The organism is Acetobacter vaccinii (assembly GCF_008365315.1).
GTDB classification, from domain to species: Bacteria; Pseudomonadota; Alphaproteobacteria; order Acetobacterales; family Acetobacteraceae; genus Acetobacter; species Acetobacter vaccinii.
The window spans coordinates 312,254-334,662 of the sequence record NZ_CP043506.1 but is presented as its reverse complement, the minus strand read 5'-3'; the positions used below and the strand labels follow the sequence as shown (position 1 = coordinate 334,662).

Sequence of the window (22,409 nt, the reverse complement as noted above, 5' to 3'; positions counted from 1 at the left end):
CCGCTCATGACCACATCCAGCAGTGAACCGGACAAAACCAGCCTCGCCGACCAGTATCGCGATACGGTGTTTCTTCCGCGTACATCCTTCCCCATGCGTGGGGGCCTGCCTGTGCAGGAACCCAAATGGCTGGAGCACTGGCGCACAAGTGGGCTGGACGAGCGACTGGTCGCCCAGGCCGAGGGCCGCCCGACCTTTACCCTGCATGATGGCCCGCCCTACGCCAACGGCAACCTGCACATTGGCCATGCGCTGAACAAGATTAACAAGGACGTCATCAATCGCGCGCACCGCATGTCCGGCTATGCCGTACGCTATGTGCCGGGCTGGGACTGCCACGGTCTGCCGATTGAGTGGAAGGTCGAGGAAGAATACCGCAAGGCCAAGCGCGACAAGGACAGCGTCCCGGTGCTGGAATTCCGCGCCGAATGTCGGGCCTATGCCGCCCGCTGGCTGAATGTGCAGATGGAGGAATTCCGCAGGCTGGGTGTGCAGGGCGAATGGCACAACCGCTACGCCACCATGGATTTTTCCTCCGAAGCGGCCATCGCTGAGGAAATTGGGCGCTTTCTGCTCAACGGCAAGCTCTATCGTGGTCTGCGTCCGGTCATGTGGAGCCCGGTTGAGAAAACGGCTTTGGCAGAAGCCGAGATTGAGTATCACGACCACACGTCCACCACCATTCTGGTGGCTTTCCCCATTGTGCGGGACCCCACGCCTGCCCAGGCATTGGCCGATGTTTCGGTCGTGATCTGGACCACAACGCCATGGACCATTCCCGGTAACCGCGCCTTGGCATATGGGCCGGACATCACCTACGTGGTCCTGCAGGTAAACGAGACCGAGCCGGGTGCCCTGCTGGAGCCCGGAGCCAAGGTTATTGTGGCGGAAGCTCTGGTGGATTCCTTCTGTAAGGAAGCCCACGTCGCGGCGCATCATGTGCTGTACACCCTGCCGGGTACGGCGCTGGAAGGCGTTGTCTGCGCCCATCCGCTGCGTGGGGCCGGGTATGATTTTGACGTGCCCATGCTGGCGGGGGACTTTGTAACCACCGAGGCAGGCACCGGCCTGGTGCATCAGGCTCCGGCCCATGGTGAGGACGACTTCCAGCTCTGCCGCGCCCACGGCATCGAGGTGCCTGAGGTTGTGCAGGCCGATGGCACTTACGCCCCGTGGGTGCCGCGTTTTGCGGGTGTGCATGTCTTCAAGGCCGCCGACGTTGTGTGCGAGGCCCTGTCCGAAGTGATGGAGGAAGCCACCGCCGCAGGCCGCGCTCCCGCAGGGCTTGTGGGGCGTGGGCAGATTGTCCATTCCTACCCGCATTCCTGGCGTTCGCGCGCACCGGTCATCTACCGGGCCACACCGCAGTGGTTCATCCGTATGGATGGCGAGAACTCGCTGCGTGATAATGCTCTGGCTGCGCTGGACGATGTGACCTTTGTGCCTGCACAGGCCCGTAACCGCCTGACCTCCATGGTGCGGACGCGCCCGGACTGGTGCATCAGCCGCCAGCGCGCCTGGGGTGTGCCCATTGCGGTCTTTGTGGAAAAGCACACCGGCGAAGTCCTGCGTGATGCACAGGTGATGCAGCGTGTGGTCGATGCCTTCCGCACGGAAGGGGCCGATGCGTGGTACAACTCTCCGCCCGAGCGTTTCCTCGGTCCCGACCGTGATGCAGATGCCTACGAGCAGGTTTTTGACATTGTCGATGTCTGGTTTGAAAGCGGCTCCACCCACGCTTTTGTTCTGGGCCGCCCCGGCCTGACATTCCCTGCCGATTTGTATCTGGAAGGGTCGGACCAGCATCGTGGCTGGTTCCAGTCCTCCTTGCTGGAGAGCGTGGGCACACGCGGCATTGCGCCTTTCCGCGCACTGGTCACCAACGGCTTTGTGCTGGATGAGCATGGCCGCAAGATGTCCAAGTCCCTTGGCAACGTCATTGCGCCGCAGGATGTCAACGACACCATGGGGGCAGATGTCCTGCGCTTGTGGGTGATGAACTCCGACACCAATGATGACCTGCGTATTGGGAAGGAAATTCTCAAACAGCAGGGTGAACTCTATCGCAGGCTGCGTAATACGCTGCGCTGGCTGCTGGGTGGTCTGGATGGTTTTACCCAGGCCGAAGCCGTCCCTTATGCTGAACTGCCTGAGCTTGAGCGCTGGGTCCTGCACCGCCTGACAGAACTGGGTGGTCTGGTTGCCCGTGCGGTGGAAACGCATGAATGGGTTGGCGTTTACCCTGCGCTGCATGGTTTCTGCACCACCGACCTGTCGGCGTTCTATTTTGATATCCGCAAGGATGCCCTGTACTGCGACGCACCCTCCAGCCCCACACGTCGGGCTGTGCGCACGGTGCTGGATATTCTGCATCGTTGCCTGACCACCTGGCTGGCCCCGGTGCTGGTGTTTACGGCGGAAGAATCCTGGACAGCCCGCTTTGGCACAGAGAATAGCGTGCACGAGCAGGCATTTGTGGATATGCCGCTGGAATGGATGGACCCGGAACTGGAAGAGCGCTGGACGCGGATCCGTGCTGTCCGGCGTGTCATCACGACTGAAATCGAAGGCGCACGGCGGAGTGGAGCCATTGGGTCTTCCCTGCAGGCCAATGTGGAACTGACCTTGTCGCAGGAAGAGGCCGCGTTGTTTGCCGGTGTCAACTGGAGCGAACTGGCCATTGTCTCGCATGTCGAGGTGGTGATCGACCCGACCAGTGCCTCGGTTTACGTCGAAGGGGATGAAGGCGGTCTGCTGCACGGTGCCCCTGTGGTGCATGTGGCTGAGGGCGAAAAATGTGTGCGCTGCTGGAAAGTGCTGCCCGAAACCGGCTCCCGCGCTGATCGTCCGGGCCTGTGCCTGCGCTGCGCCGATGTGGTGACGGGGATGGAAGCCGCGACCCCGGAGGGCGCGTGAAAAAACCTTTCATGCTGCGGCCCTTCGGCCTTGGCCTGCTGGTGCTGATGCTGACCCTGTCAGCCGATCAGTTGAGCAAATACTGGATTCTCTACGGCCTTGACCTGCCTGCACGCGGGTCTGTTCAGGTATTGCCGTTTCTTAATTTCACCATGGTGTGGAACAGGGCGGTCACATTTGGCATGTTTGGCTGGCTGGGAGATGCCGGGCGACTGGTGTTTTCCGTGGTCGCGCTGGCGGTGGCCTGCCTGCTGGTGGTGTGGATGTACCGCACCCCCAGCAAGCTGACCGCCATGTGTGTGGGAGCTGTGGCCGGGGGGGCCATTGGCAATGTTATCGACCGGGCGCGGTACGGCGCTGTTGTCGATTTTCTGCACGCACATGCATTCGGGTGGTCGTGGTATGTATTCAATATCGCTGATTCCGCTATAGTATGCGCGGTATGCGTGCTGCTATTGCAGAATTGCCTGTCTGGTGGTCGGCAGGCCGCGCCGGATTAAACAAGCCGCCCGCAGGCAGACCCTGCGGTTTTTCAGGAATAAGTGGAAAGCATATGATTGTGCGCCGTGTTTCGACCCTGCTTTCTCCGGTGCTGCTGCTGGGCAGCAGCTTCATGCTCAGCGGCTGTTCAGGCAGCGAGGCCGCTCGTGCGTTCGGCCTCGAACGCAGCATGCCGGACGAATATACGGTTACCACCCGCTCCCCCCTGTCCATGCCGCCGTCTGAAGAACTGGTAAAACCCAGCAAGGAAGACGAGCACAGGCAGGACGAAAATGAACGTCTGCAAGCGCTGGAAACCCTGTCGCCCGACGTTGCACTGCGCGGCACGGGTGGGGACACCAGCGAGGGCCAGACCATTCTGATCAACCGTGCCAGTGCCGCGGCTGATATGCCCGACAATGGTGAACTGGGGGCCGCAGGTGCGGGCTTTGTGGAGCAGATCATGTTCTGGAAAGGGGCCAAGGCCGGGTCCGTAGTGGATACGGATGGTGAAAACCGCCGCCTGAAAACCAATGCAGCCCTGGGCAACCCGCCGACAAAGGGTGTGACCCCCACACAAAAGGCCGCCAAAGCGGGCCTGCTTTAACCTGGGCTTTTAGTGGTGTCGGACTTGTCTGCCGGGCATGAGGCCGCCCCTCAGCCGGACATGCCTGCCCGGGTGCGTCGCCTGCCGGAGGTTATTGTCAACCGCATCGCTGCGGGTGAGGTGATCGAGCGGCCCGCCGCCGCGTTGAAGGAACTGGTTGAAAACGCGCTGGATGCCGGGGCACGCCGCCTTGACATCGCCCTTGATGGGGGCGGGGTGGACAGGATTGTGGTCACGGATGACGGCATTGGCATGTCGCCCGAGGACCTAGCCCTTGCGGTAGAGCGACACTGCACCTCCAAGCTCAGCGATGAAACCCTTGTGCGGATCAGCACGCTTGGCTTCCGGGGGGAGGCTCTGCCATCTATCGGGGCGGCAGCTCGGTTGTGCATTACGTCACGGCCACGTGGGGCGGAGGAAGCCTGGCGTATCCGGGTTGAGGGGGGGCAGACAGTCCCGCCGGAACCAACTGCCGGGGCTCCGGGTACCAGCGTGGTGGTGGAAGATCTGTTTTTTGCCACCCCAGCCCGCCGTAAATTTCTAAAAAGTGCCAAGGTCGAAGGCCGCCATGCTGAAATGGTGGTCCGTCGCCTAGCTATGGCCATGCCCCATACCGCGCTGCGGCTTGTCATGGACGGGCGGGAAGTTTTCAACCTGCCAGAGCAGGATATGGAAGCCCGCGCAGCCGCACTGCTGGAAGCTGATGAGGCCGATGGTTTTATCAGCCTGTCGGAAGAGCGCACGGGTATGGTGCTGTCGGGTTTTATCTGCCCGCCATCGGTCCATCGGGCGACGGCCAGCGGGCAGTTCATGCTGGTCAACGGGCGGCCCGTGGTGGACCCGGTGCTGCGTACGGCGGTGCGGGTGGCCTACCGGCGTGTGATCGAGCCCGGTCGGCACCCTGTCGTGGCCCTCATGCTGTCTGTCCCGCCCGATATGGTGGATGTGAACGTACACCCCGCTAAAACGGAATTGCGCTTTGCGGACGAAGCCGCCGTGCGCTCTCTGGTGATCGGGGCTATCCAGCGGGCGTTGGAAAACGGGGCAGGGGGCATAGGGGTACGGCCTGTTCTGTCCTCCATGTCACGCGGGGCGCGTATCTGGTACCCGCCCGAGCAGGCGGCATTGCCCACGCAGCCAGCGGCATGGGCCAATGCTCCTGTGCCGGATGCTGCACGTGGGCCTGCCCCGCAACCCCCAGGCTTTTCTGACGGTCGCCTGCATTTTGGCGACACTCCTTCCGCCCGCATGGTTGCCCCTCCGCCAGTTATGGCGACCCCGCCCGGCCATGTTGTCAGTTTAGAATCCGTGGCTGGCGGGGCTGGGGGTGTGAACGAGCACCCGCTGGGTGCTGCCATTGCCCAGGTGCTCGATACGTACGTACTGGCTGTAACGGGCGATGGCAGCCTTGTGCTGGTGGACCAGCATGCCGCCCATGAACGCCTGACCCACGAGCGCCTGCGCCAGCAGTTTCTGGGCGGGCGTGTTGTGGCGCAAAGGCTGCTGGTGCCCGACGTGGTGGATCTGCCGCGTACAGGGGTGGAGCGCCTGCTGGCCAGTCAGGACATGCTGGAAAGACTCGGCGTGGAAATTGAGGCCTTTGGCGGAGACTCCGTACTGGTCAGGGCCTTGCCCGGTCTGCTGGGTGCGACCGATGCCCGCGGCCTGCTGCGGGACCTGGCGGAGGAACTCGACGGGGACGAGCATGGCACCCCTGACGAAATGGCAGCCCTTGATGGCCGGCTGGATGCGGTTATCGCCCGCATGGCCTGCCACGGCAGTATCCGTGCTGGACGGCGGTTGACAGCCGAGGAAATGAATGCCCTGCTGCGCCAGATGGAGGCCACCCCCCGTGCGGGAACATGCTCCCACGGCCGTCCGACATGGCTGAAGCTCAGCCGTGGCGACCTTGAGAAAATGTTTGGCCGCCGTTAGGTGTCCTTACTGGCCGATCAAGAGGGCAATAGTCGGCTGAACGTGAACTGCCCTGCGCTGGAAACCTCTGCCGAAAAGGCGCAGTATCCCCAAGACCGTGCAATCTAACCCATAGGGTGGTGAAGTCGTGCAGCCGATCCTGCTTTCGCTGATAACCTATCTTCCTCTGGCAGGAGCGCTGTGTGCCCTTCTGTGTTCCGGTGGCCCCGAAAACAGGGACCGTTCCGCACGCTGGTTGGGCCTTTGGACAACGGTGATAACCTTCGGGCTGAGCGTGCTGCTGTGGGTGGAATTCAACCCCGCTGTGCCCGGCCTGCAGTTTGAAACCCGTCTGAGCTGGCTGTCCGACTACGGTATTACCTATCATACCGGAGTGGATGGCATCTCGCTGGTGTTTATCCTGCTCACGGCTTTTCTGACGCCGCTGGCTCTCGCGGCAGGCTGGCGGAGTGTGCAGACACAGGGGCGGGACTTTATTGTTGCCATGCTCCTGCTGGAGACAGCACTCTTCGGCCTGTTTTCCGCGCAGGATCTGGTGCTGTTCTATGTCTTTTATGAAGCAACCTTGATCCCCGGTAGCCTGATGATCGGGGTGTGGGGTGGCCCGCGCCGGGCCTGGGCCTCGCTCCAGTTCTTCCTGTTCACCTTTGGTGGTTCGCTGTTCATGCTGGTCGGGTTGATCACCATGTGGCTTTATGCGGGCACCACCGATATTCCCACCCTTATGCACACGGGCTTTGCCCAGCCGTTGCAGGGTTGGCTGCTGCTGGCCTTTATTCTGGCCTTTGGTGCCAAGCTGCCGCTGTTCCCCCTGCATGCCTGGTTGCCCGATGCCTATACCGAGGCCCCCACACCGGCCTCGGCCATGCTGTCCGGTGTGCTGTCCAAGACCGGGGCTTATGGCCTGCTGCGGTTTGGCGTGCTGATGTTCCCTGATGCCGCCCGCCTGTTTGCTCCCTACCTGCTCGCACTTGGCGTGGTGGCTATTATCTATGCGGCCTTTGTCGCCTTTGCCCAGACGGATATGAAGCGGCTGGTCGCGTATTCCTCCTTTTCGCACATGGGCATGATTGCGGTCGGGCTGTTTACGCTCACGGCGGAAGGGATCGACGGCGCTATTTTCCAGATGCTCTCGCACGGTGTGGTTATTGCGGGGCTGTTCTTCTGCGTTGCGGCTGTAACCTGGCGGGCGGAAACGCGCGAGATCAACGCTCTGGGGGGTGTTGCCCGGCAGATGCCCATTCTGGCGCTGCTGGCCATGCTGTTCACCATGGCCAATGTCGGCCTGCCCGGCACGGGGTCGTTTGTGGGTGAACTGCTGGTGCTTATGGGCGCTGTGCGGGTTTCTTTCTGGGTGGCTCTTCTGGCCGGTGGCACCATGATCATGGGGGCTGTCTATATGCTCTCGCTGTATCGTCGGGCCTTGTTTGGCGGCGTTAAGGGCACTGTTGCCCTTATGCGTGACCTGACAGCGGGCGAAATGGCGGTGCTGATCCCGCTTGCGGTCGTGACCCTGTGGATGGGCGTGCACCCGTCCAGCTTTACGCGACTGTTTGATCCGGTTGTCATGCAGGCCGTGCACGGTATGGCAGCAGACAGGCTGTCAGCATCTGCCCATGATGTCGTCCATCTGGCCAGCCGGTAATACGGGCTGACCAGTCCCGCTATTGCGGGGCATTGATACCAAAAAGGCCGGGCAGCAATGCCCGGCCTTTTTGGTATGGGGTTTTGGAAAATACGGCCCTGCGCAGGGTCATGCCATCAGGCGTTGTGCCTGCCTGATGGTAGGTGGACTCAGATATCCAGCAGCGCATCAACCGTGCGGGCGTGTTCCTGAATAAAGGCAAACCGTAGTTCCGGCTTGCGGCCCATCAGGCTTTCTACCCGCTGGCGGGTATTCAGGCGGTCTTCCTGCGGGGTGACAACACGCAACAGTGTACGGCGGCGTGGGTCCATGGTGGTCTCCTTCAGGTCAGCAGGGGGCATTTCCCCCAGACCTTTAAAGCGGGAGACATCAATCTTACCCTTGTTCTTGAACTCGGACTTCATCTTGCGGTCCCGGTCGGCGTCATCCATGGCGTAAACGCTGTGCGCACCCTGTGTCAGGCGGTACAGGGGCGGCTGGGCCAGATAGAGATGGCCGTTACGCACCAGTTCAGGCAGCTCGCGGTAGAAAAATGTCATGAGCAGGGAGGCAATATGGGCACCGTCCACGTCAGCGTCAGTCATGATGATGACACGACCGTAACGCAGCTTGCTCAGGTCAAAATGGTCGCCTGACCCACAACCCAGAGCTTCGATCAGGTCGCGCAGTTCCTGGTTGGCACGTAGCTTTTCTGTCGTAGCGCTGGCGACGTTCAGGATTTTGCCGCGTAGGGGCAGCACGGCCTGTGTCTCGCGGTTGCGGGCCTGCTTGGCGGAACCACCTGCCGAGTCGCCCTCGACCAGAAAGATTTCGGTATCGGGGGCGTGTTCCTTGGTGCAGTCGGTCAGCTTGCCGGGCAGGCGCAGGCGGCGCGTGGCACTTTTGCGCGGGGTGTCCTTCTGCTCCTTGCGGCGCAGGCGTTCTTCCGCCCGTTCGATCACAAAAGCCAGCAGGGCGTCCGCCTGGGGTGGATTCTGCGCCAGCCAATGGTCAAACCGATCGCGCAGGGCTGTTTCCAGCAGCTTGGCGGCTTCTGCCGTGGTCAGTTTTTCCTTGGTCTGACCCTGAAACTGCGGGTCACGGATAAAAGCGGAAAGCCGCCCGGCAATCATGCCCAGAACATCATCAGCCGTAATGCTCTGTGCTTTCTTGATGGACCGCTGCTCCCCCCATGCCCGGAAGCCTTTGACCAGCGCATTGCGGAAGCCGGTCTCATGCGTGCCACCCTGAGGTGTCGGGATGGTGTTGCAGTAGGACACCAGAGAGGCTGTGCCGCTGTCCAGAAATGCGACCGCCCATTCCACCTTGCCCGTCTCGGTGCCGTCAGCAGCCGGGGGCAAGGGGGCTTCACCTGCCCACAGGGGGGCCAACAGGGGGGCGCTGGGGCCAAGCTCATCCGTCAGGCTGTCAGCCAGCCCACCGGGAAAATGCAGTACAGCCTCGGTCGGGGTGTCATCACCCGTGCGGACCAGTGCCGGGTCGCATGACCAGCGGATGGTCACGCCGCGGAACAGGAACGCCTTGGACCGGCATAGCTTGTACAGCCGGGCGGGAATAAAGACATGGGTGCCAAAAATTTCGGGGTCCGGCTGGAAGGTAATCAGCGTGCCGCGCCGATTCTGGGCACTGCCGACACGTTCCAACTGGGTGACCGGCTTGCCGCGTTCGTAGGACTGCCGCCAGACACCACGGTCACGTGCAATTTCCACATCCATCCGGGCGGACAGGGCATTCACGACGGAGGAGCCAACCCCGTGCAGGCCGCCCGACGTTGCGTATGCCTTGCCGGAGAATTTACCCCCCGCATGCAGCGTGGTCAGGATTACTTCCAGCGCGGAGCGGTCGGGAAAGCGCGGGTGGGCATCCACCGGTATGCCACGGCCATTGTCGCGCACGCTCAGGCGGTTCTCGGCGTCAAGCCGGACCTCAATCGTGTTGGCGTGACCGGCTACGGCCTCGTCCATCGCGTTATCGAGAATTTCCGCTGCAAGGTGGTGGAGGGCGGATTCGTCCGTGCCACCAATATACATGCCCGGCCGCCGACGGACTGGTTCCAGTCCTTCAAGCACCTCAATGGCGTTGGCGTCATAGGCCTGGAGGGCCGCCTCTTTGGGGCTGGCAGGGGCAGGCTTGCGGGGGGGCTGTGCGGAGAACAGATCGCTCATAGCCACACTCTGTCCCGCTTTGTTCCTGATTCGTCAAGCGGCTTGCGGGGCGGGCAGTGCGCCGCCCCGCAGCGTGACCTCAGGCGTGGCGGGCTGCGCGGGCCGGACGCTTGCGCGCCGTCGGGCGCGATGTGGCGGCAGGGGCCGCACAGGTCTCGAAGGAGGCAGGCTGAACCACATCCTTGGCCTCGGCATAGGCTGACAGGTCAGCCCCGCTGTCCAGGGCGTTGATCTCGTCAAACATGGGCAGGCGCTGCTGGCAGAAGATGGTGCCGGACTGCAACCCTCTTTCCGACTGCACATTGGCCAGCTGGGTGATGTAGTCGTCGTGCTCGCGCTGGGCGCTGCGGCCGTACATGGAGCGGAAATAGCTGTTCAGCTTATCCTCTTCCTTCAGCAGCGTGCCGCGGAACTTGGCGACAAAGTCATTGTAGCGATTCTGGGCGCTACAGGACAGGGCAGTGACCATAAGCTCACTTTTCAACCCCTGAACGTTGAAGGCCTCATGCGCGGGAGAATGGCCGCATGGGCTGGCGGCGAATGTAACAGAACTGTGTACAATGCCAGCGGCAAGGACACCCGCGGCAAGAAGACGGGAAAGGAACATGAAGGGACCTCCAACATATGCTGGGGAAGGCAATAGCCCATTTGGCGAGGAAAGAAAGCGGTCTTTTTCCCATATCCCCTGCCTGTGAGCGACAAGGCCCGTGTCAAGGGGGTTAAGACCGGGCAATGCAGGGCTGCATTGGGCCATGGACGCCCTGCCTCTTTCTTCCCGTGGCGGGATGATCTAAAGGCTATGCAACGGCTCTATGGCGTGCGTTTCATTCCATAATGCGGGATGCGGGTTTGGACTAATGTGCCAGACCCGGCGCGCAGACGGTGCACGGGAGTTGTCAGTGTCCAACAGAATTATGAAAAAGCGGAGCAGTGGAGTGCGCTTAAGAGGAATTGCCGGGCTGGCGTTAACGGGCGGGCTGCTTGCTGCCTGTGCAACTACAAGCGGCCCTGTCCGCACTGGTTCTCCCAATCCGTTCGGATATATGAAGAAGTCTGCCGTCTGTAAGGTTGACCCTATTCAGAAGGGCGCTAACGGCCAGTTGTCCACCACCATGACTGTGCGTTCGGACGACGGGCTGTGCGAACTCAAGGTGTCGCAGACCAACGGGAAGGCCTATGCCTCCTTCGGGGTGGAACCCGCGCCGGAACACGGCAAGGCGTTCCTCTATTCCCTCGATGACGACACGCATGTCAGCTATACGCCCACACTGGGCTATGCCGGGCAGGACAAGTTTACCGTCACGCTGATTCCCGGTCCGGGTCAGGAACGCACGGTGCTGAACGTGACCGCGCAGGTTGACGCTACGGGCGTGGTTATTCCGCACCCGGCAATTATGGGCCCCAAGCCTGCCGAATCGAAGGCTCCTGCCAAGTCCCGCAGCCGTGGGCACACAACGGCACGCCGCAAGCACTAAGCCTGCATAAAGGCCAGGCCTGAGTAGTTCAGGTCTTAAAAACGGCGTCAGGCTTCTGACGCCGTTTTTTTATGGTCAGATGGAAAATGTAATGGGCTCGCTCAGCGGGCGTTTCAGTCCAGCCTCTTCCGCCTGACGCACAAGGTCATCAAGCGTGATCTGGCGCATGGTTTTGACGAGGTCTTTCTCAAACACGGCCCAGCAGGGTTCGATCACCTTACGCAGCAGCGTGCTGTGCGCGCTTTCCATATCTTCCGTGTCGTTGCTGGTCGCGGCCTCGGCAATGTCCACCAGCGAGATATCCCGGCGCGGGCGGCCCAGCTTGTAGCCGCCACGCGGGCCACGGATGCTGTCCAGCATGCCAGAGCGCGACAATGCCTGGAGCAGAGGTTCGATTCCACGGCGGGCAAGGCCCGAGCGTTCTGCAATATCAGCCGCGCTGACAGTGCCCGAACGACCAGCATAGAATGCAACGTCCAGCATAATAAGGACGGCTGTCATTACCCTGTCCTTGCGAAGAATCATGGCTTCATCCCTCCGGTTGTGGTCTGCCATAAGCCGTTGAACGGCTGTTTTCCCAACTGGAATACGGTATAGCAGACAGGTGCCTGTTTATCTACGCACTAAGTTCGTATTATAAGCGTGCATGATGTAAAAGACAGTTCAGCGGGGCAATGGATGACACGCAAAGCACAGAAAAAAGAGCAGTTCGATTTTGCCGCGCCCAGAGGTCGTGTTTACGACTCGGTGGTTAACCTGGTTGGCGGCACTCCCCTTGTGGCCCTGCCACGGCTGACACAGGAGGATGGGCTGAAAAGCCGCCTGCTGTTGAAGCTGGAATTTTTTAATCCACTCGCCTCGGTCAAGGACAGAATCGGCGCAGCCATGGTGCTGGCGGCGGAACAGGCGGGGCAGATTACCCCCGGCCGCACGCTGCTGGTCGAGCCGACATCGGGCAATACCGGTATTTCCCTTGCTTTTGTGGCTGCGGCGCGTGGCTACCGGCTGATTGTGACCATGCCGGAGGGTGCTTCTATCGAGCGGCGGCGCATGCTGCGGCTGATGGATGCCCAGGTGGAACTGACACCCGCACGGCTTGGCATGGCTGGCGCCATTGCACGTGCGAATGAAATTCTGGCGGAAACGCCCGATGCCTGGATGCCCGACCAGTTTAACAACCCGGCCAACCCGGCTGTCCACGCCGCTACCACGGCAGAGGAAATCTGGACCGATACTGCGGGCGAGGTGGATGTGATTGTCTCCGGCGCAGGTACTGGTGGTACAGCAACCGGCATTGCCATGGCGCTCAAGCCCCGTAAGCCCGGCTTGCAGGTGTTTGCTGTCGAACCCTCCGAAAGTGCTGTGCTGAACGGGGATGAGCCCGGTCCCCATGGGATCCAGGGCATTGGGCCTGGCTTCTGCCCCGCAACGCTCGATACCAGCCTGCTGGACGGCGTGCTGACTGTATCCGAGCGGGAGGCCATAGCGGCTGCCCGGCGGTGTGCGCGGCTGGATGGTATTCCTGTCGGTATTTCTTCCGGCGCTGCGCTGCATGCTGCACACAGGCTGGCGAGTGAGAAGAAATACGCAGGCAAGACCATTGTGGCTATCGCTCCGTCCTTTGCAGAGCGTTATCTGTCCACGGCGCTGTTTTCAGGGCTGTAAAAAGGTGGCCAAGTGGCCAACAAAAAACCCGCGCTCAAGGGCGCGGGTTTTTTTATGGGGTCCAGACAACCCGCCTAAAGGCAGAATGCCCGGATAGGCTCAGCGGAAAAGAATTTCCACCCGCCTGTTCTGGGCTTCCTTGGTGTTGGGGCCGGTTTTGACCAGCGGGTCGGCCTCGCCATAACCATGGATATCAATGGTGGAGCCGGGCACGCCATCACGCACCAGTTCGGCCTTGACCACTTCGGCACGGCGCAGGGACAGCTTGAGGTTATACTCAAGCCCGGCTTTCTGGCCCGGATGGGCGGAGGAGTTGTCCGTATAGCCCGACACCGTAATCCGGGTCAGGGCCACATGGGCGGCGGCCTGTGCGGCTGTGCTGACAATGCTGCGGGCACGGTCAGTCAGGTCGGCCTTGTCCCAGTCAAAAAAGACCAGATAGCTGCGGGCAGCCTGCGGTGCGGGCACCGGCGGGGCTGCGGGTGCTGGCGGCGGCGGCGGGGCGGGGTTGAACTCGTACCGCAGCCCCAGCATCAGGGAGTGGTTGAAGTCGGTCTTGGTGTCATGGTTGCCAGTCGAGAACGCATAGTCATGCGTCTGCGTCACGCCATTGACGGTGCCCCCCACAGTGCCCCACGAGCTTGCGCTGTGCGACTGCGGGCCAAGCATGGTCCAGAAGCGGTATTCCGCCGTGGCGGACAGGCCGACAACCCACGGCACGGGAAAAGCCAGACCAAACATGGCCTGATAGGCAAAGTTGCTAAAAGTGCCGCCAATATGCTGGTTGAACTGGTTCCCAGGTGCCCGAACAGAGGTGTTCAGGGCAGTCCAGCCATAGCCGACACCGGCGCCGAAGTAGGGGAATATCCAGGGGCTGCCCACGTCCATGTCAAACAGGGCGTTGGCCATGACCCCGTAAGTCTGCCTGCGTCCGCCAACCTGCTGGTTATGGAAGGCATCGGTCGCAAACTGGCCATAGGCCATGCTGCGATAGTCCCCTTCCACTTCCACGCGAAAGCCGTTGCCCAGGCCCCAGCCAACGGACCCCAGCCCGACGCCACCCGTCTGCCAGCGGTCACGACCGTCGGGAAACATGGAGGATGAACGGACACGCTGGTCCTGGTTGAAGGTGGCACCACCTTCACCTGCGATGTACAGCCCCTGCACCGGCTGGGCATGGGCGACAGGGCTGGCCATGATAAGCCAGGCAGCCGCAGGCACGGAGAGCAGCGTTTGCGCGATCAGGGTCCGGCGCGGCGTCATGGTCTTCTCCCCGCTGTGGCAGTGTGATGCGTCGGATACAGCATCAGATGTTACAAAGGCACACATGCCTGCTTTCTTTGCTGTAAAGTTGGTCCCGGCGCAACAGGCACCGGGCTGACTTTGCCAAAAGCGGCGGGTTTTACATGCAATAAACACCGCTGCCGTGTGACATAGGACACAATGTACCCGCCTGGGTCAAAGCAGTATCGCGTTAAACGGAGGGCTGAAGTCGGGTGCATCGATTTCCAGCACCCACAGGTCGGGGTCGTATTTTAACTGCCGGTCAAGGTAATCCTGCAGGGCCAGCGGCTCCAGCGGGCTGTCGCCACTGGCCCGTAGCCAGGCCTCTTCCCCTTCCGGCGTGCGTGTCTGGCGCAGGACAACGCCGCTACCCTGCCGGTCGGCCAGCACAACCAGTATGCCCCCGGCATCGGGGTCACCCCGGCGGAGCATGACAGCCATACGCCCATCCTGCCCGGACTGGCGGAGGATGGCGCGGGCGACAATATCGGCTCGCAGGCGGGGGGCAGAGTGCATGGTGCTCATTCAGTGTGCGGCAGATAGCTGCGGGGCTGCGGTGGCCTCGTCCGGTATGGCGTCGATAGCGGTTTTGTACCAGGCCGGGTGTTCGATCAGGTCACGCGCCACAGTCAGGTCCTGCTCGTTGCCGAGGGCCGCGGGGCAGGCTTTGCGGATTGCCATGATCCGCGCCACCGGCACAGGGTAGCGCGCCGCGCGGGAGGCTGTAATGGCGGGCTGGTTTGTCAGTTGCCCGTCGGCCAGTTCATGCAGGCTTTTGCTCAGGTCGGCTTCGCCCAGGCTGGTGCAGATCTGGGGCATGACGCCAAGCCCCTGCAATGGCCAGTGCAGGGGGGCTATGACCCGGCTCCAGGTGACAAACAGCTCGCCCCCATCGGGTAGCTGGGCCACGGTCTGCACCAGCCCCTTGCCCAGTGTTGCACTGCCGATAACCACGGCGCGCCTGTGATCGGCCAGTGCTGCGGCCAGAATTTCGGCAGCACTCGCCGTGCGGCCATCAACGAGAATGGTAATGGGCAGACCCTTGACCATATCTCCGCCCTGAACAGCCCAGATATGGTTGGCTTCTGGGTCGCGGCCGCTGGTAATGGCTGCCACCCCGTGGTCCAGCAGCAGGGCCGCGGCCGTGACGGCCTGTTGCAGCACGCCACCCCGGTTACCACGCAGGTCGATGATCAGGCCCTTGAGGTGCTTGTCCTGAGTAGCCTGATCCAGATACTGGCTGAGTTCCTCCGCCGTATCGGCCGAGAAGGCGGTAATACGCAGCACCACAATAGGGCCGCTGGCAAAGGCAAAAACCGTTTCGGGCGGCACCCGTGCCCGGTGCAGTACAACGGTATGGGCATGCTTTCTGCCGGGGGAAAGCAGGCGCAGGACCAGTTCCGAGTCTTCCTTGCCGCGCAGCCATTCGTTGACTGTGGCAGCACTCTGGCCTGCGGTGGAGCGGGCATTGACTGCCAGAACCCGATCCCCCGTATCAATGGAGGTTGTCCAGGCAGGCCCATTGGCATTGATGGACGCCACCACAATATGGTGGCCGCTCTGGGCCAGCGTGAGTCCGGCGTCGGCCTCACCACCGACACGGGCTTCCCGGTCCGTGGTGGCGGAGGAGGGGCCGATATAGCGGGAATAGGGGTCGAGGTGGTTGAACAGCTCGTCAAAGAACGCCTGTAGCAGCTCGTCCTGGCTGGCTGTGCGCACAGCGGCGGAGTGTTTGCGTGCGGCGTCCAGGAAATCCGTGGCCAGTTGGGCCCAGTCGTCCGTGTTGTCGGCCGCCGGAGCAGGGCGTGACAGCAGAGGGGTCTGCCCTGACAGAAGCTGGATATCAGCCCCCCGCGTGTCAAACGCCAGCGAGGGGTCAAGGGCTGTCAGGCAGCCCAGCCCCCAGAGTGTGAAGTCACGGCTACTGTGGGGGTCGAGCGTGCGCGGGCCAAGAAATTGCAGGGCCGTGCCGATGACAGAGCGGATCAGGGCCTGGTCGATCGGCGTGGCTACCGGGGTTTCGGCCTGCGTTGCTGCGGGGGCGGTTGCGTCGATCGGGGTTACGGGCGCTGCGGGTGTTTCCACTACAGGGGCTGCTGCGGCCTGTGCCGGGGGTGTCGGGGGCTGCTGCGCGGGTTGTGGGGCTGCGGTCCTGGCCTGTGCGTACAGCGGTGCAGGCTGGCACAGCAGCAACACCGCAACCACCACCACAGGCAGGCTACGGGGCATGATGGCGCGAACAAAACGGACGGACAGGTCAGCACGCATGAACGGGAGAAGCCAGAACTACAGTGCCCCGCGCCGGGCAGGTTGCGATCAGTATTGCTGAAAGCACTGTCCCGCTCTGCGTGCGGGTAGAATGGCGCGGCGCGACGCCATCATGCAGCGAGTCGTCATACGCATCTGTGGAATTCGCGAAAGACGTCCACGGCAGGAAAGACGGAGTTCCTGTTTTCGTCAATCTCACCCAAAAGCCATGCCGTGATGTCGTCATGACATGGATCGACACCCTTTGACCGACCTGCGAGGCAAGGAAAACCGCCGCCATACGGTTATGGCAGTCCTGTGCGATTTCGGTTGCACGCCTTTCTGTAAAGGTCAGATGCGGCACAAGTGTGGCCATACTGTGTGGCGGCTGCGACACTGTGGATATCGGGGGTAAGGTGTCCGGCCCGCAGGCCATGCCGCCGGACTCGCAACAGGTTGCCAGCACCCTGTGGTTCACCAGGTCTGCGTAACGGCGGATGGGGCTGGTAAAGTGGGTGTACAGGGGCAGTTTCAACCCGTCATGAAAAGCCGGTGTGGCGCTGTAGCGTGCCATGGGGCGGGGCAGTGCCGGTGTTGGGACAGGGTGAATCCTGTAAAGCCCGCCAGCCCCCAGCCGGGCCAGCATGGTCGCGGCCAGAGTGTTGGCTGCAATCATGCAGGCAGCCACCAGAGTATGGGCAGGCAGGCGCACGCGGGGCGTGAAGGAGACAGGCTGGCCTGTGGCATCCAGTCCAATCCGCCATGCCTCTTCATCACGCGTGCAGGCGCCACGGGCATGGGCGGCTTTGTCCAGCAGCGTGGAGATATGGTGCAGGGTAGGCAGCAGGGCAGGGGGTAGGGCGTGGATGGGGTGGCAGGCAGGCAGGGGCTGCCCCTCCAGCGCCGCCTGTGTGTCCTCATAGGTCAGGCGGGCGGCACTGCGGATGAGACCGCGCCCGATCCTGCCAGAAGCAAGGGTGCCCTGGGGGGTAAAGCGCATGTCCATATACAGGCAGGCGCGGTCCAGACCGGGGCGGAGGGAGCATGCATCGTCCGACAGGGCCGGGGGCAGCATGGGCACGACCTGCCCGGGCAGATACAGCGATGTGCCGCGCAGGTGTGCCTGCATATCCAGCGCTGACCCGGCGGGTACAAAATGGCTGACATCGGCAATGGCGACAATCAGCCGCAGGCCCTGCTCGTCCTGCTCTGCCCACAGGGCATCATCAAAATCATGGGCATCGGCCTCATCAATTGTGATGAACGGGAGCGCGCGCAGGTCATCCCGGCCAGAATCGGGGGGCTGGTCCTGCATGGCCTGTGCCATGCGCTGCCCATCAAGGCTCTGGGCCATAGCATCGGCAGGAAAGTCCACCGGGGCATGGTGGGTCAGCAGGCTCAGTTGCGCGCTCATGCCGGGGGCATCTGCGCGGCCTAGCGTGCTGTCGATGGCCGCGCAGGCACTGTTGCTGCCTGTCTGGTGCAGTGCAGCAAGAGCTATGGTGCCAGGGTTGGGCAGGGTGCCGGGTGCCTGATCGGGGTATACAGGCAGGGTGGCCTGCATCCGAGGGTGGCAGACCACAAGCGCGGTGGTTTGCTCCTGCGCAGACTCGGCCCCGGTGACGGCGATGGGGGAGCTCGCACGGGCCAGTAAGCGCAGTGGCTTGGCTTCACGCCGGTGGCCTGACCCACTGGGGCGCAGGCGGGCGAGGAGCAGGTCATCAGGCAGCAGAATCGGGGTATCGGCAGGCGGGGAGGCCAGTGCGACAGGGGGCAAGGCGTCCATGTCGGCCAGTACGCCGCGCGCCGTGCCATCGGCATACACTGTTGTCACCCGGACTCGGCGGATGTCTGGCAGGCCGAGCGAGGTTTTAAGCCGCTGTGCGGGCAGGTCCAGCAAGGCACCAGACAGGGCCATGCCGTGCAGCAGGGTACGCAACTCCGCCTTGCGGCTGGTAGGCAGGTTCAGGGCGCGCAGAATATCGGCCAGCCCCAGTGGGGTCTGACCGATAGACAGCAGGGCGTGTACGGCAGCCGCAAGGGGCGGTGCCGTGGGGGCGGCGCCGCCGGGCATGGGCCCTAGTCGGCTTTCTTTTTACGGGGGGCAGCAGCCTTGCGGGGCTTTGCCGCAGGTTTGGCAGCCGGTTCAGCCCCGGCTGCGTCGTCTGCTACTGCCTTGCTTTTTGTGGTGGCCTTCTTGGTCGTGGTTTTGGCCGCTGTTTTGCGCGGGGCGGCCTTGGTGGTCGTTTTTTTCTTGGCTCCGGCCTTGGCTTTGAGGGGTTTGCCCTTTTCCGCCAGCAGGGCTACGGCCTCGTCCAGTGTGACCACATCCATGTCCGTGCCGCGCGGCAGGGTGGCTACCATGGACCCATGCTGCACATACGGGCCAAAGCGGCCCTTGCGGACCAGAACCGGCTCGGCATCGGTCGGGTGGTTACCCAGTGTGCGGATGGAGGCCAGCTTTTTGGCCAGCGCATCCACCGCTCTGTTCAGCCCGACTGTCAGGACATCATCATCCTTGTCGAGTGAGCCATAGACAGCGCCCATTTTTACATACGGGCCAAAGCGGCCCAGACCGGCCTCGATCACCTCGCCCGTTTCCGGGTGATGGCCCACAAGCCGGGGCAGGGACAGCAGTCCCACAGCCTGTTCGAGCGTAATGCGCTCACCATCCATGCCTTTGGGCAGGGACGCCCGCCGGGGTTTGGCCTTCTTGTCAGCCGGGTCCGGTTCGCCCTGCTGGGCGTACAGGCCCCATGGCCCCTGGCGGATTGTAATATCCTCTCCCGTCTGGGGGTGCTGGCCCAGCAGGCGCATGCCGTCCTTGAGAGCACTTTCCCCATCGCCATCCTCGGCACTGTCGGAGGTCAGGCGGCGGGTGTACTGGCACTCGGGGTAGTTGGAGCAGCCGATGAAAGCACCATACCGCCCCAGCTTGAGCCCAAGCCGCCCCGACCCGCATGACGTGCAGTGTCTGGGGTCGGACCCATCCGGACGCGGTGGGAAGAAGAAGGGCCCGAGGTCCTTGTCCAGCGCATTGAGGACATCGGTAATCGTCAGTTCCTTGGTGCCTGCGACCGCCTTGGAGAAGTCCTGCCAGAAGGAGGCCAGAACCTCCTTCCACTGTGCCCGCCCGCCGGAAATATCGTCCAGCAGTGCCTCAAGGTTGGCGGTAAACCCGGTATCCACATAGCGTTCGAAGAAGGACACCAGAAATGCCGTGACCAGTCGCCCGCGCGCTTCGGGGATGAAGCGTCGGCTTTCCAGCCGCACATAGCTGCGGTCTTGCAGCACGGTCAGAATGGACGCGTAGGTGGACGGACGGCCGATCCCTAGTTCTTCCATCTTTTTGACCAGTGAGGCCTCGGAAAAACGCGGTGGCGGCTGTGTGAAGTGCTGGTCGGCCTGCACCTCCTCACGGTTCAGCAGGTCCTGCTCGCGCATGGGGGGGAGCATGCGCGATTCGTCATCTGCCGTCTTTTCCGTGTCGTCCTGTCCCTCACGGTAAAGGCGCAGGAAGCCGTCGAAGGTGATGATGGAGCCATTGGCCCGCAGCACGGTCTGGTTGGACGGGCCGCTGATATCGACCGCTACCTGATCGAGCGATGCCGACTCCATCTGGCTGGCCACGGCGCGCTTCCATACCAGTTCGTACAGGCGCTTCTGATCGTGGTTCAGGTAACGGGCGACGGATTCGGGCGTGCGGGAAATATCGGTCGGGCGCACAGCCTCATGCGCTTCCTGAGCATTCTTAGCCTTGGAGGTATAGATGCGCGGCTTGTCGGGCACATATTCGTTGCCGATTCGGGCCCCGATATGCTGGCGGATGGCCTGCACGGCCTCCATGGCCATAGTGACACCATCGGTTCGCATATAGGTGATCAGACCGACGGTTTCCCCGTCCAGTTCGATTCCCTCATACAACTGCTGGGCGGTGCGCATGGTGTTCTGAGCACTCATGCCCAGCTTGCGCGAGGCCTCCTGCTGCAAGGTGGAGGTGGTAAAGGGCGGCTGCGGGTTGCGGCGCACCTTGCGGCGCTCGATTGTCCGCACGGACAGCGGCTCGGCTTCCACAGCCTTGCGCGCGGCTTCGGCCTGCTCGGCGTTGGACAGGTCGAACTGGTCCAGCTTGGTGCCGTTCAGATGGGTCAGGCGGGCGGTAAAGGGTGCTCCGGCCGGGGTGACCAGGGCTGCGGTAACGCTCCAGTATTCCCGTGGCTTGAAGACCTCGATCTCGGCTTCGCGCTCACAGATCAGGCGCAGGGCAACCGACTGCACGCGCCCGGCACTGCGCGACCCCGGCAGCTTGCGCCACAGCACAGGGGACAGTGTAAAGCCCACCAGATAGTCCAGTGCCCGGCGGGCCAGATAGGCCTCAATCAGCGGGACATCCAGTTGACGCGGATGCTCCATGGCATGGCGGATGGCGCTTTTGGTAATTTCGTTAAACGTCACGCGCTGGACATCAATCCCTTTCAGGGCATTGCGTTCTTCCAGCATGGCGCGGACGTGCCACGAAATGGCCTCCCCCTCGCGGTCAGGGTCAGTGGCGAGAAAGAGGCGTGTGGCCCCCTTAAGGGCCTTGGCAATGGCTGCAACCTGTTTGCTGCCGCGTTCGTCCGACTGCCAGGACATGGCAAAGCCGTCCTCTGGCAGGACCGACCCGTCCTTGGGGGGCAGGTCACGGACATGGCCGAAGGATGCCAGCACCGTGTAACTGTCACCCAGATATTTGTTGATCGTTTTCGCCTTTGCGGGCGACTCGACCACGACAACGTTACTCATACTCTCTCCGACCCTGCCTGCAGCAGTACTTATCGACGTCTTCCCACCTCTTTCCCCGTCAGGCTCACGCGGCCATCTAGGCCGGAAGTGACGCGGCCTGAAAGCTCCAGTTCGGTCAGGGCTATCAGAACGGCAGACGCCGAGAACTGGCAGCGCCGTATCAGAACGTCAACTGCTATGGGTGTAAAGGACAGAAGATCAAGTATTCTGGCATGCAGGTTTTCACCCGGCTGGGGGCTGGGCGGGCTTTCCTGCATGGCTGGGGGGCTATGGGGGGCAAACAGGTCGGGTGTTTGTGGCGGAGGGGCCGCTGCTGTGGCCAGGTTGAGTGTGCTGCCCAGAATATAGGGCAGGATATCGGCCGCAGTCTCGGTCAGGATCGCGCCTTTGCGGATCAGGTTGTTGCTGCCCCGGCAACGCGGGTCCAGCGGGGAGCCGGGCACGGCAAAAAGATCCCGCCCGTAATCAACCGCCATCCGTGCTGTCAGCAGCGTGCCTGAATGGGGGGCGGCTTCCACCACGACACAGCCCAGAGAAAGCCCGGCAATAATCCTGTTACGGCGCGGGAAACTACGGGCCTGCGGGGTTGTGCCCAAGGGGGCTTCCGTCAGGACCAGCCCGTTTGCTGCAATCCGGGCCTGGAGTTGGGTGTTTTCTGGCGGGTATGGCCGGTCCAGCCCTCCGGCTATGGCGGCGGCTGTCAGCCCCTGCCTGTGCAGCGCCCCGCAATGGGCGGCAGAATCGATACCCCGCGCAAGGCCGGAGACGACAAGCACCCCCTGTTCGGCCAGTTCCGTGGCAAGGCTTTCAGCCAGTCTCAGCCCATGGGCCGAGGCATTGCGGGCACCGACAATGCTGATGGCTGGCCGTTGCAGGCAGGTGATGTCGCCCAGCACGCTTAAAACCGGGGGCGTGTCGGGCAGGGCACGCAACAGGGCGGGGTAGGCTGGGTCCAGCAGGGTCAGAAATGTGCCGCCCAGTGCGTATGTAGCGTCAATTTCGCGCTGGATAACGTCAGAGGGTGGTGGAGCCAGTGGAGCTTTGCCGTGTCGGGCCAGACCAGGTAGAGCGTCCAGCGCCGCGGCGGGCTGCCGTAAGTATCCACCAGCCGCCGCCAACTGCGGGGGCCAACCTGTTCCGTCCGGGCCAGACGCAGGCAGGCGGCCAGCGTGGTCATGCCTGGCCAGTACCAGCCACAGGGGGCA

At 62.6% G+C, this 22,409-nt stretch carries 15 protein-coding genes and 1 pseudogene; 7 read left to right on the top strand and 9 right to left on the bottom strand.

Annotated elements, in window-relative coordinates; all coding sequences use genetic code 11:
* The first annotated feature begins 6 nt into the window (after nt 1-6).
* The 5 genes from ileS (at nt 7) to FLP30_RS01410 (ending at nt 7,583) form a co-directional block, all read left to right on the top strand.
* Nucleotides 7-2,916, top strand: a complete 2,910-nt coding sequence (gene ileS, locus FLP30_RS01430; protein WP_149278022.1) for an isoleucine--tRNA ligase — start codon at nt 7-9, stop codon at nt 2,914-2,916.
* Nucleotides 2,917-2,927: 11 nt separating this feature from the next.
* On the top strand, nt 2,928-3,416 hold the full coding sequence (lspA, locus tag FLP30_RS01425) for a signal peptidase II (RefSeq protein ID WP_149280146.1): 489 nt from the start codon (nt 2,928-2,930) through the stop codon (nt 3,414-3,416).
* Nucleotides 3,417-3,472: 56 nt separating this feature from the next.
* On the top strand, nt 3,473-4,003 hold the full coding sequence (locus FLP30_RS01420; RefSeq protein ID WP_149280145.1) for a DUF3035 domain-containing protein: 531 nt from the start codon (nt 3,473-3,475) through the stop codon (nt 4,001-4,003).
* Between the two features lie 60 nt (nt 4,004-4,063).
* Nucleotides 4,064-5,938, top strand: coding sequence for a DNA mismatch repair endonuclease MutL (mutL, locus tag FLP30_RS01415; RefSeq protein WP_149280144.1), 1,875 nt, complete (start codon nt 4,064-4,066; stop codon nt 5,936-5,938).
* Between the two features lie 127 nt (nt 5,939-6,065).
* Nucleotides 6,066-7,583 (top strand): complex I subunit 4 family protein, encoded by a 1,518-nt coding sequence (locus FLP30_RS01410; RefSeq protein WP_149278021.1) that lies wholly within the window; start codon nt 6,066-6,068, stop codon nt 7,581-7,583.
* 149 nt (nt 7,584-7,732) lie between these two features.
* On the opposite strand, the gene parE is transcribed toward FLP30_RS01410, so the two are convergent.
* Both parE and FLP30_RS01400 read right to left on the bottom strand, forming a co-directional pair.
* A complete protein-coding gene (gene parE / locus FLP30_RS01405; RefSeq protein ID WP_149278020.1) occupies nt 7,733-9,748 on the bottom strand; it encodes a DNA topoisomerase IV subunit B in 2,016 nt (671 codons plus the stop codon).
* Nucleotides 9,749-9,827: 79 nt separating this feature from the next.
* Nucleotides 9,828-10,355: a hypothetical protein gene (locus tag FLP30_RS01400; RefSeq protein ID WP_149278019.1), complete on the bottom strand. Its 528-nt coding sequence runs from the start codon at nt 10,353-10,355 to the stop codon at nt 9,828-9,830.
* Nucleotides 10,356-10,683: 328 nt separating this feature from the next.
* Here FLP30_RS01400 and FLP30_RS01395 point away from each other — a divergent pair, with 328 nt between their 5' ends.
* Nucleotides 10,684-11,223, top strand: a complete 540-nt coding sequence (locus tag FLP30_RS01395) for an Ig-like domain-containing protein (protein ID WP_338028484.1) — start codon at nt 10,684-10,686, stop codon at nt 11,221-11,223.
* 75 nt (nt 11,224-11,298) lie between these two features.
* Here FLP30_RS01395 and FLP30_RS01390 read toward each other — a convergent pair whose 3' ends face one another.
* The gene (locus FLP30_RS01390) at nt 11,299-11,748 is read right to left on the bottom strand and encodes an RrF2 family transcriptional regulator (RefSeq protein WP_149278018.1); all 450 of its coding nucleotides are present in this window, start codon (nt 11,746-11,748) and stop codon (nt 11,299-11,301) included.
* A gap of 153 nt (nt 11,749-11,901) precedes the next feature.
* Here FLP30_RS01390 and cysK point away from each other — a divergent pair, with 153 nt between their 5' ends.
* Entirely contained in the window at nt 11,902-12,888 is a 987-nt protein-coding gene (cysK, locus tag FLP30_RS01385; protein WP_149278017.1) for a cysteine synthase A, read from the top strand.
* A gap of 99 nt (nt 12,889-12,987) precedes the next feature.
* Here the strand turns inward: cysK and FLP30_RS01380 are convergent, their stop codons facing one another.
* The 6 genes and pseudogenes from FLP30_RS01380 to dprA form a co-directional block, all read right to left on the bottom strand.
* Entirely contained in the window at nt 12,988-14,217 is a 1,230-nt protein-coding gene (locus FLP30_RS01380) for an OmpA family protein (RefSeq protein WP_210419292.1), read from the bottom strand.
* A 129-nt stretch (nt 14,218-14,346) separates the two neighbouring features.
* Complete coding sequence (locus FLP30_RS01375; protein WP_149280143.1) at nt 14,347-14,688, bottom strand: DUF1491 family protein; 342 nt, start codon at nt 14,686-14,688, stop codon at nt 14,347-14,349.
* 9 nt (nt 14,689-14,697) lie between these two features.
* Nucleotides 14,698-16,440, bottom strand: a complete 1,743-nt coding sequence (locus FLP30_RS01370; RefSeq protein ID WP_149278015.1) for a S41 family peptidase — start codon at nt 16,438-16,440, stop codon at nt 14,698-14,700.
* Nucleotides 16,430-18,493 carry an RNB domain-containing ribonuclease gene (locus tag FLP30_RS01365; RefSeq protein ID WP_149278014.1) on the bottom strand — a complete coding sequence of 688 codons (2,064 nt, stop codon included), beginning with the start codon at nt 18,491-18,493 and terminating at the stop codon, nt 16,430-16,432. Before FLP30_RS01365 ends, FLP30_RS01370 begins: the two co-directional genes overlap by 11 nt.
* 5 nt (nt 18,494-18,498) lie before the next feature.
* Nucleotides 18,499-21,204, bottom strand: a complete 2,706-nt coding sequence (gene topA / locus FLP30_RS01360; protein ID WP_149278013.1) for a type I DNA topoisomerase — start codon at nt 21,202-21,204, stop codon at nt 18,499-18,501.
* 29 nt (nt 21,205-21,233) lie between these two features.
* Nucleotides 21,234-22,381: pseudogene (dprA, locus tag FLP30_RS01355) on the bottom strand (DNA-processing protein DprA).
* Nucleotides 22,382-22,409 lie beyond the last annotated feature (28 nt).

What these genes read in the sequence shown, in the direction of transcription:
- ileS (WP_149278022.1), top strand. Translation starts at nt 7, where the DNA reads ATGACCACATCCAGCAGTGAACCGGACAAAACCAGCCTCGCCGACCAG.
- lspA (WP_149280146.1), top strand. Translation starts at nt 2,928, where the DNA reads ATGCTGCGGCCCTTCGGCCTTGGCCTGCTGGTGCTGATGCTGACCCTG.
- mutL (WP_149280144.1), top strand. Translation starts at nt 4,064, where the DNA reads ATGCCTGCCCGGGTGCGTCGCCTGCCGGAGGTTATTGTCAACCGCATC.
- parE (WP_149278020.1), bottom strand. Translation starts at nt 9,748, where the DNA reads ATGAGCGATCTGTTCTCCGCACAGCCCCCCCGCAAGCCTGCCCCTGCC.
- FLP30_RS01400 (WP_149278019.1), bottom strand. Translation starts at nt 10,355, where the DNA reads ATGTTCCTTTCCCGTCTTCTTGCCGCGGGTGTCCTTGCCGCTGGCATT.
- FLP30_RS01390 (WP_149278018.1), bottom strand. Translation starts at nt 11,748, where the DNA reads ATGATTCTTCGCAAGGACAGGGTAATGACAGCCGTCCTTATTATGCTG.
- cysK (WP_149278017.1), top strand. Translation starts at nt 11,902, where the DNA reads ATGACACGCAAAGCACAGAAAAAAGAGCAGTTCGATTTTGCCGCGCCC.
- FLP30_RS01380 (WP_210419292.1), bottom strand. Translation starts at nt 14,217, where the DNA reads ATGTGTGCCTTTGTAACATCTGATGCTGTATCCGACGCATCACACTGC.
- FLP30_RS01375 (WP_149280143.1), bottom strand. Translation starts at nt 14,688, where the DNA reads ATGCACTCTGCCCCCCGCCTGCGAGCCGATATTGTCGCCCGCGCCATC.
- FLP30_RS01370 (WP_149278015.1), bottom strand. Translation starts at nt 16,440, where the DNA reads ATGCGTGCTGACCTGTCCGTCCGTTTTGTTCGCGCCATCATGCCCCGT.
- FLP30_RS01365 (WP_149278014.1), bottom strand. Translation starts at nt 18,493, where the DNA reads ATGCCCGGCGGCGCCGCCCCCACGGCACCGCCCCTTGCGGCTGCCGTA.
- topA (WP_149278013.1), bottom strand. Translation starts at nt 21,204, where the DNA reads ATGAGTAACGTTGTCGTGGTCGAGTCGCCCGCAAAGGCGAAAACGATC.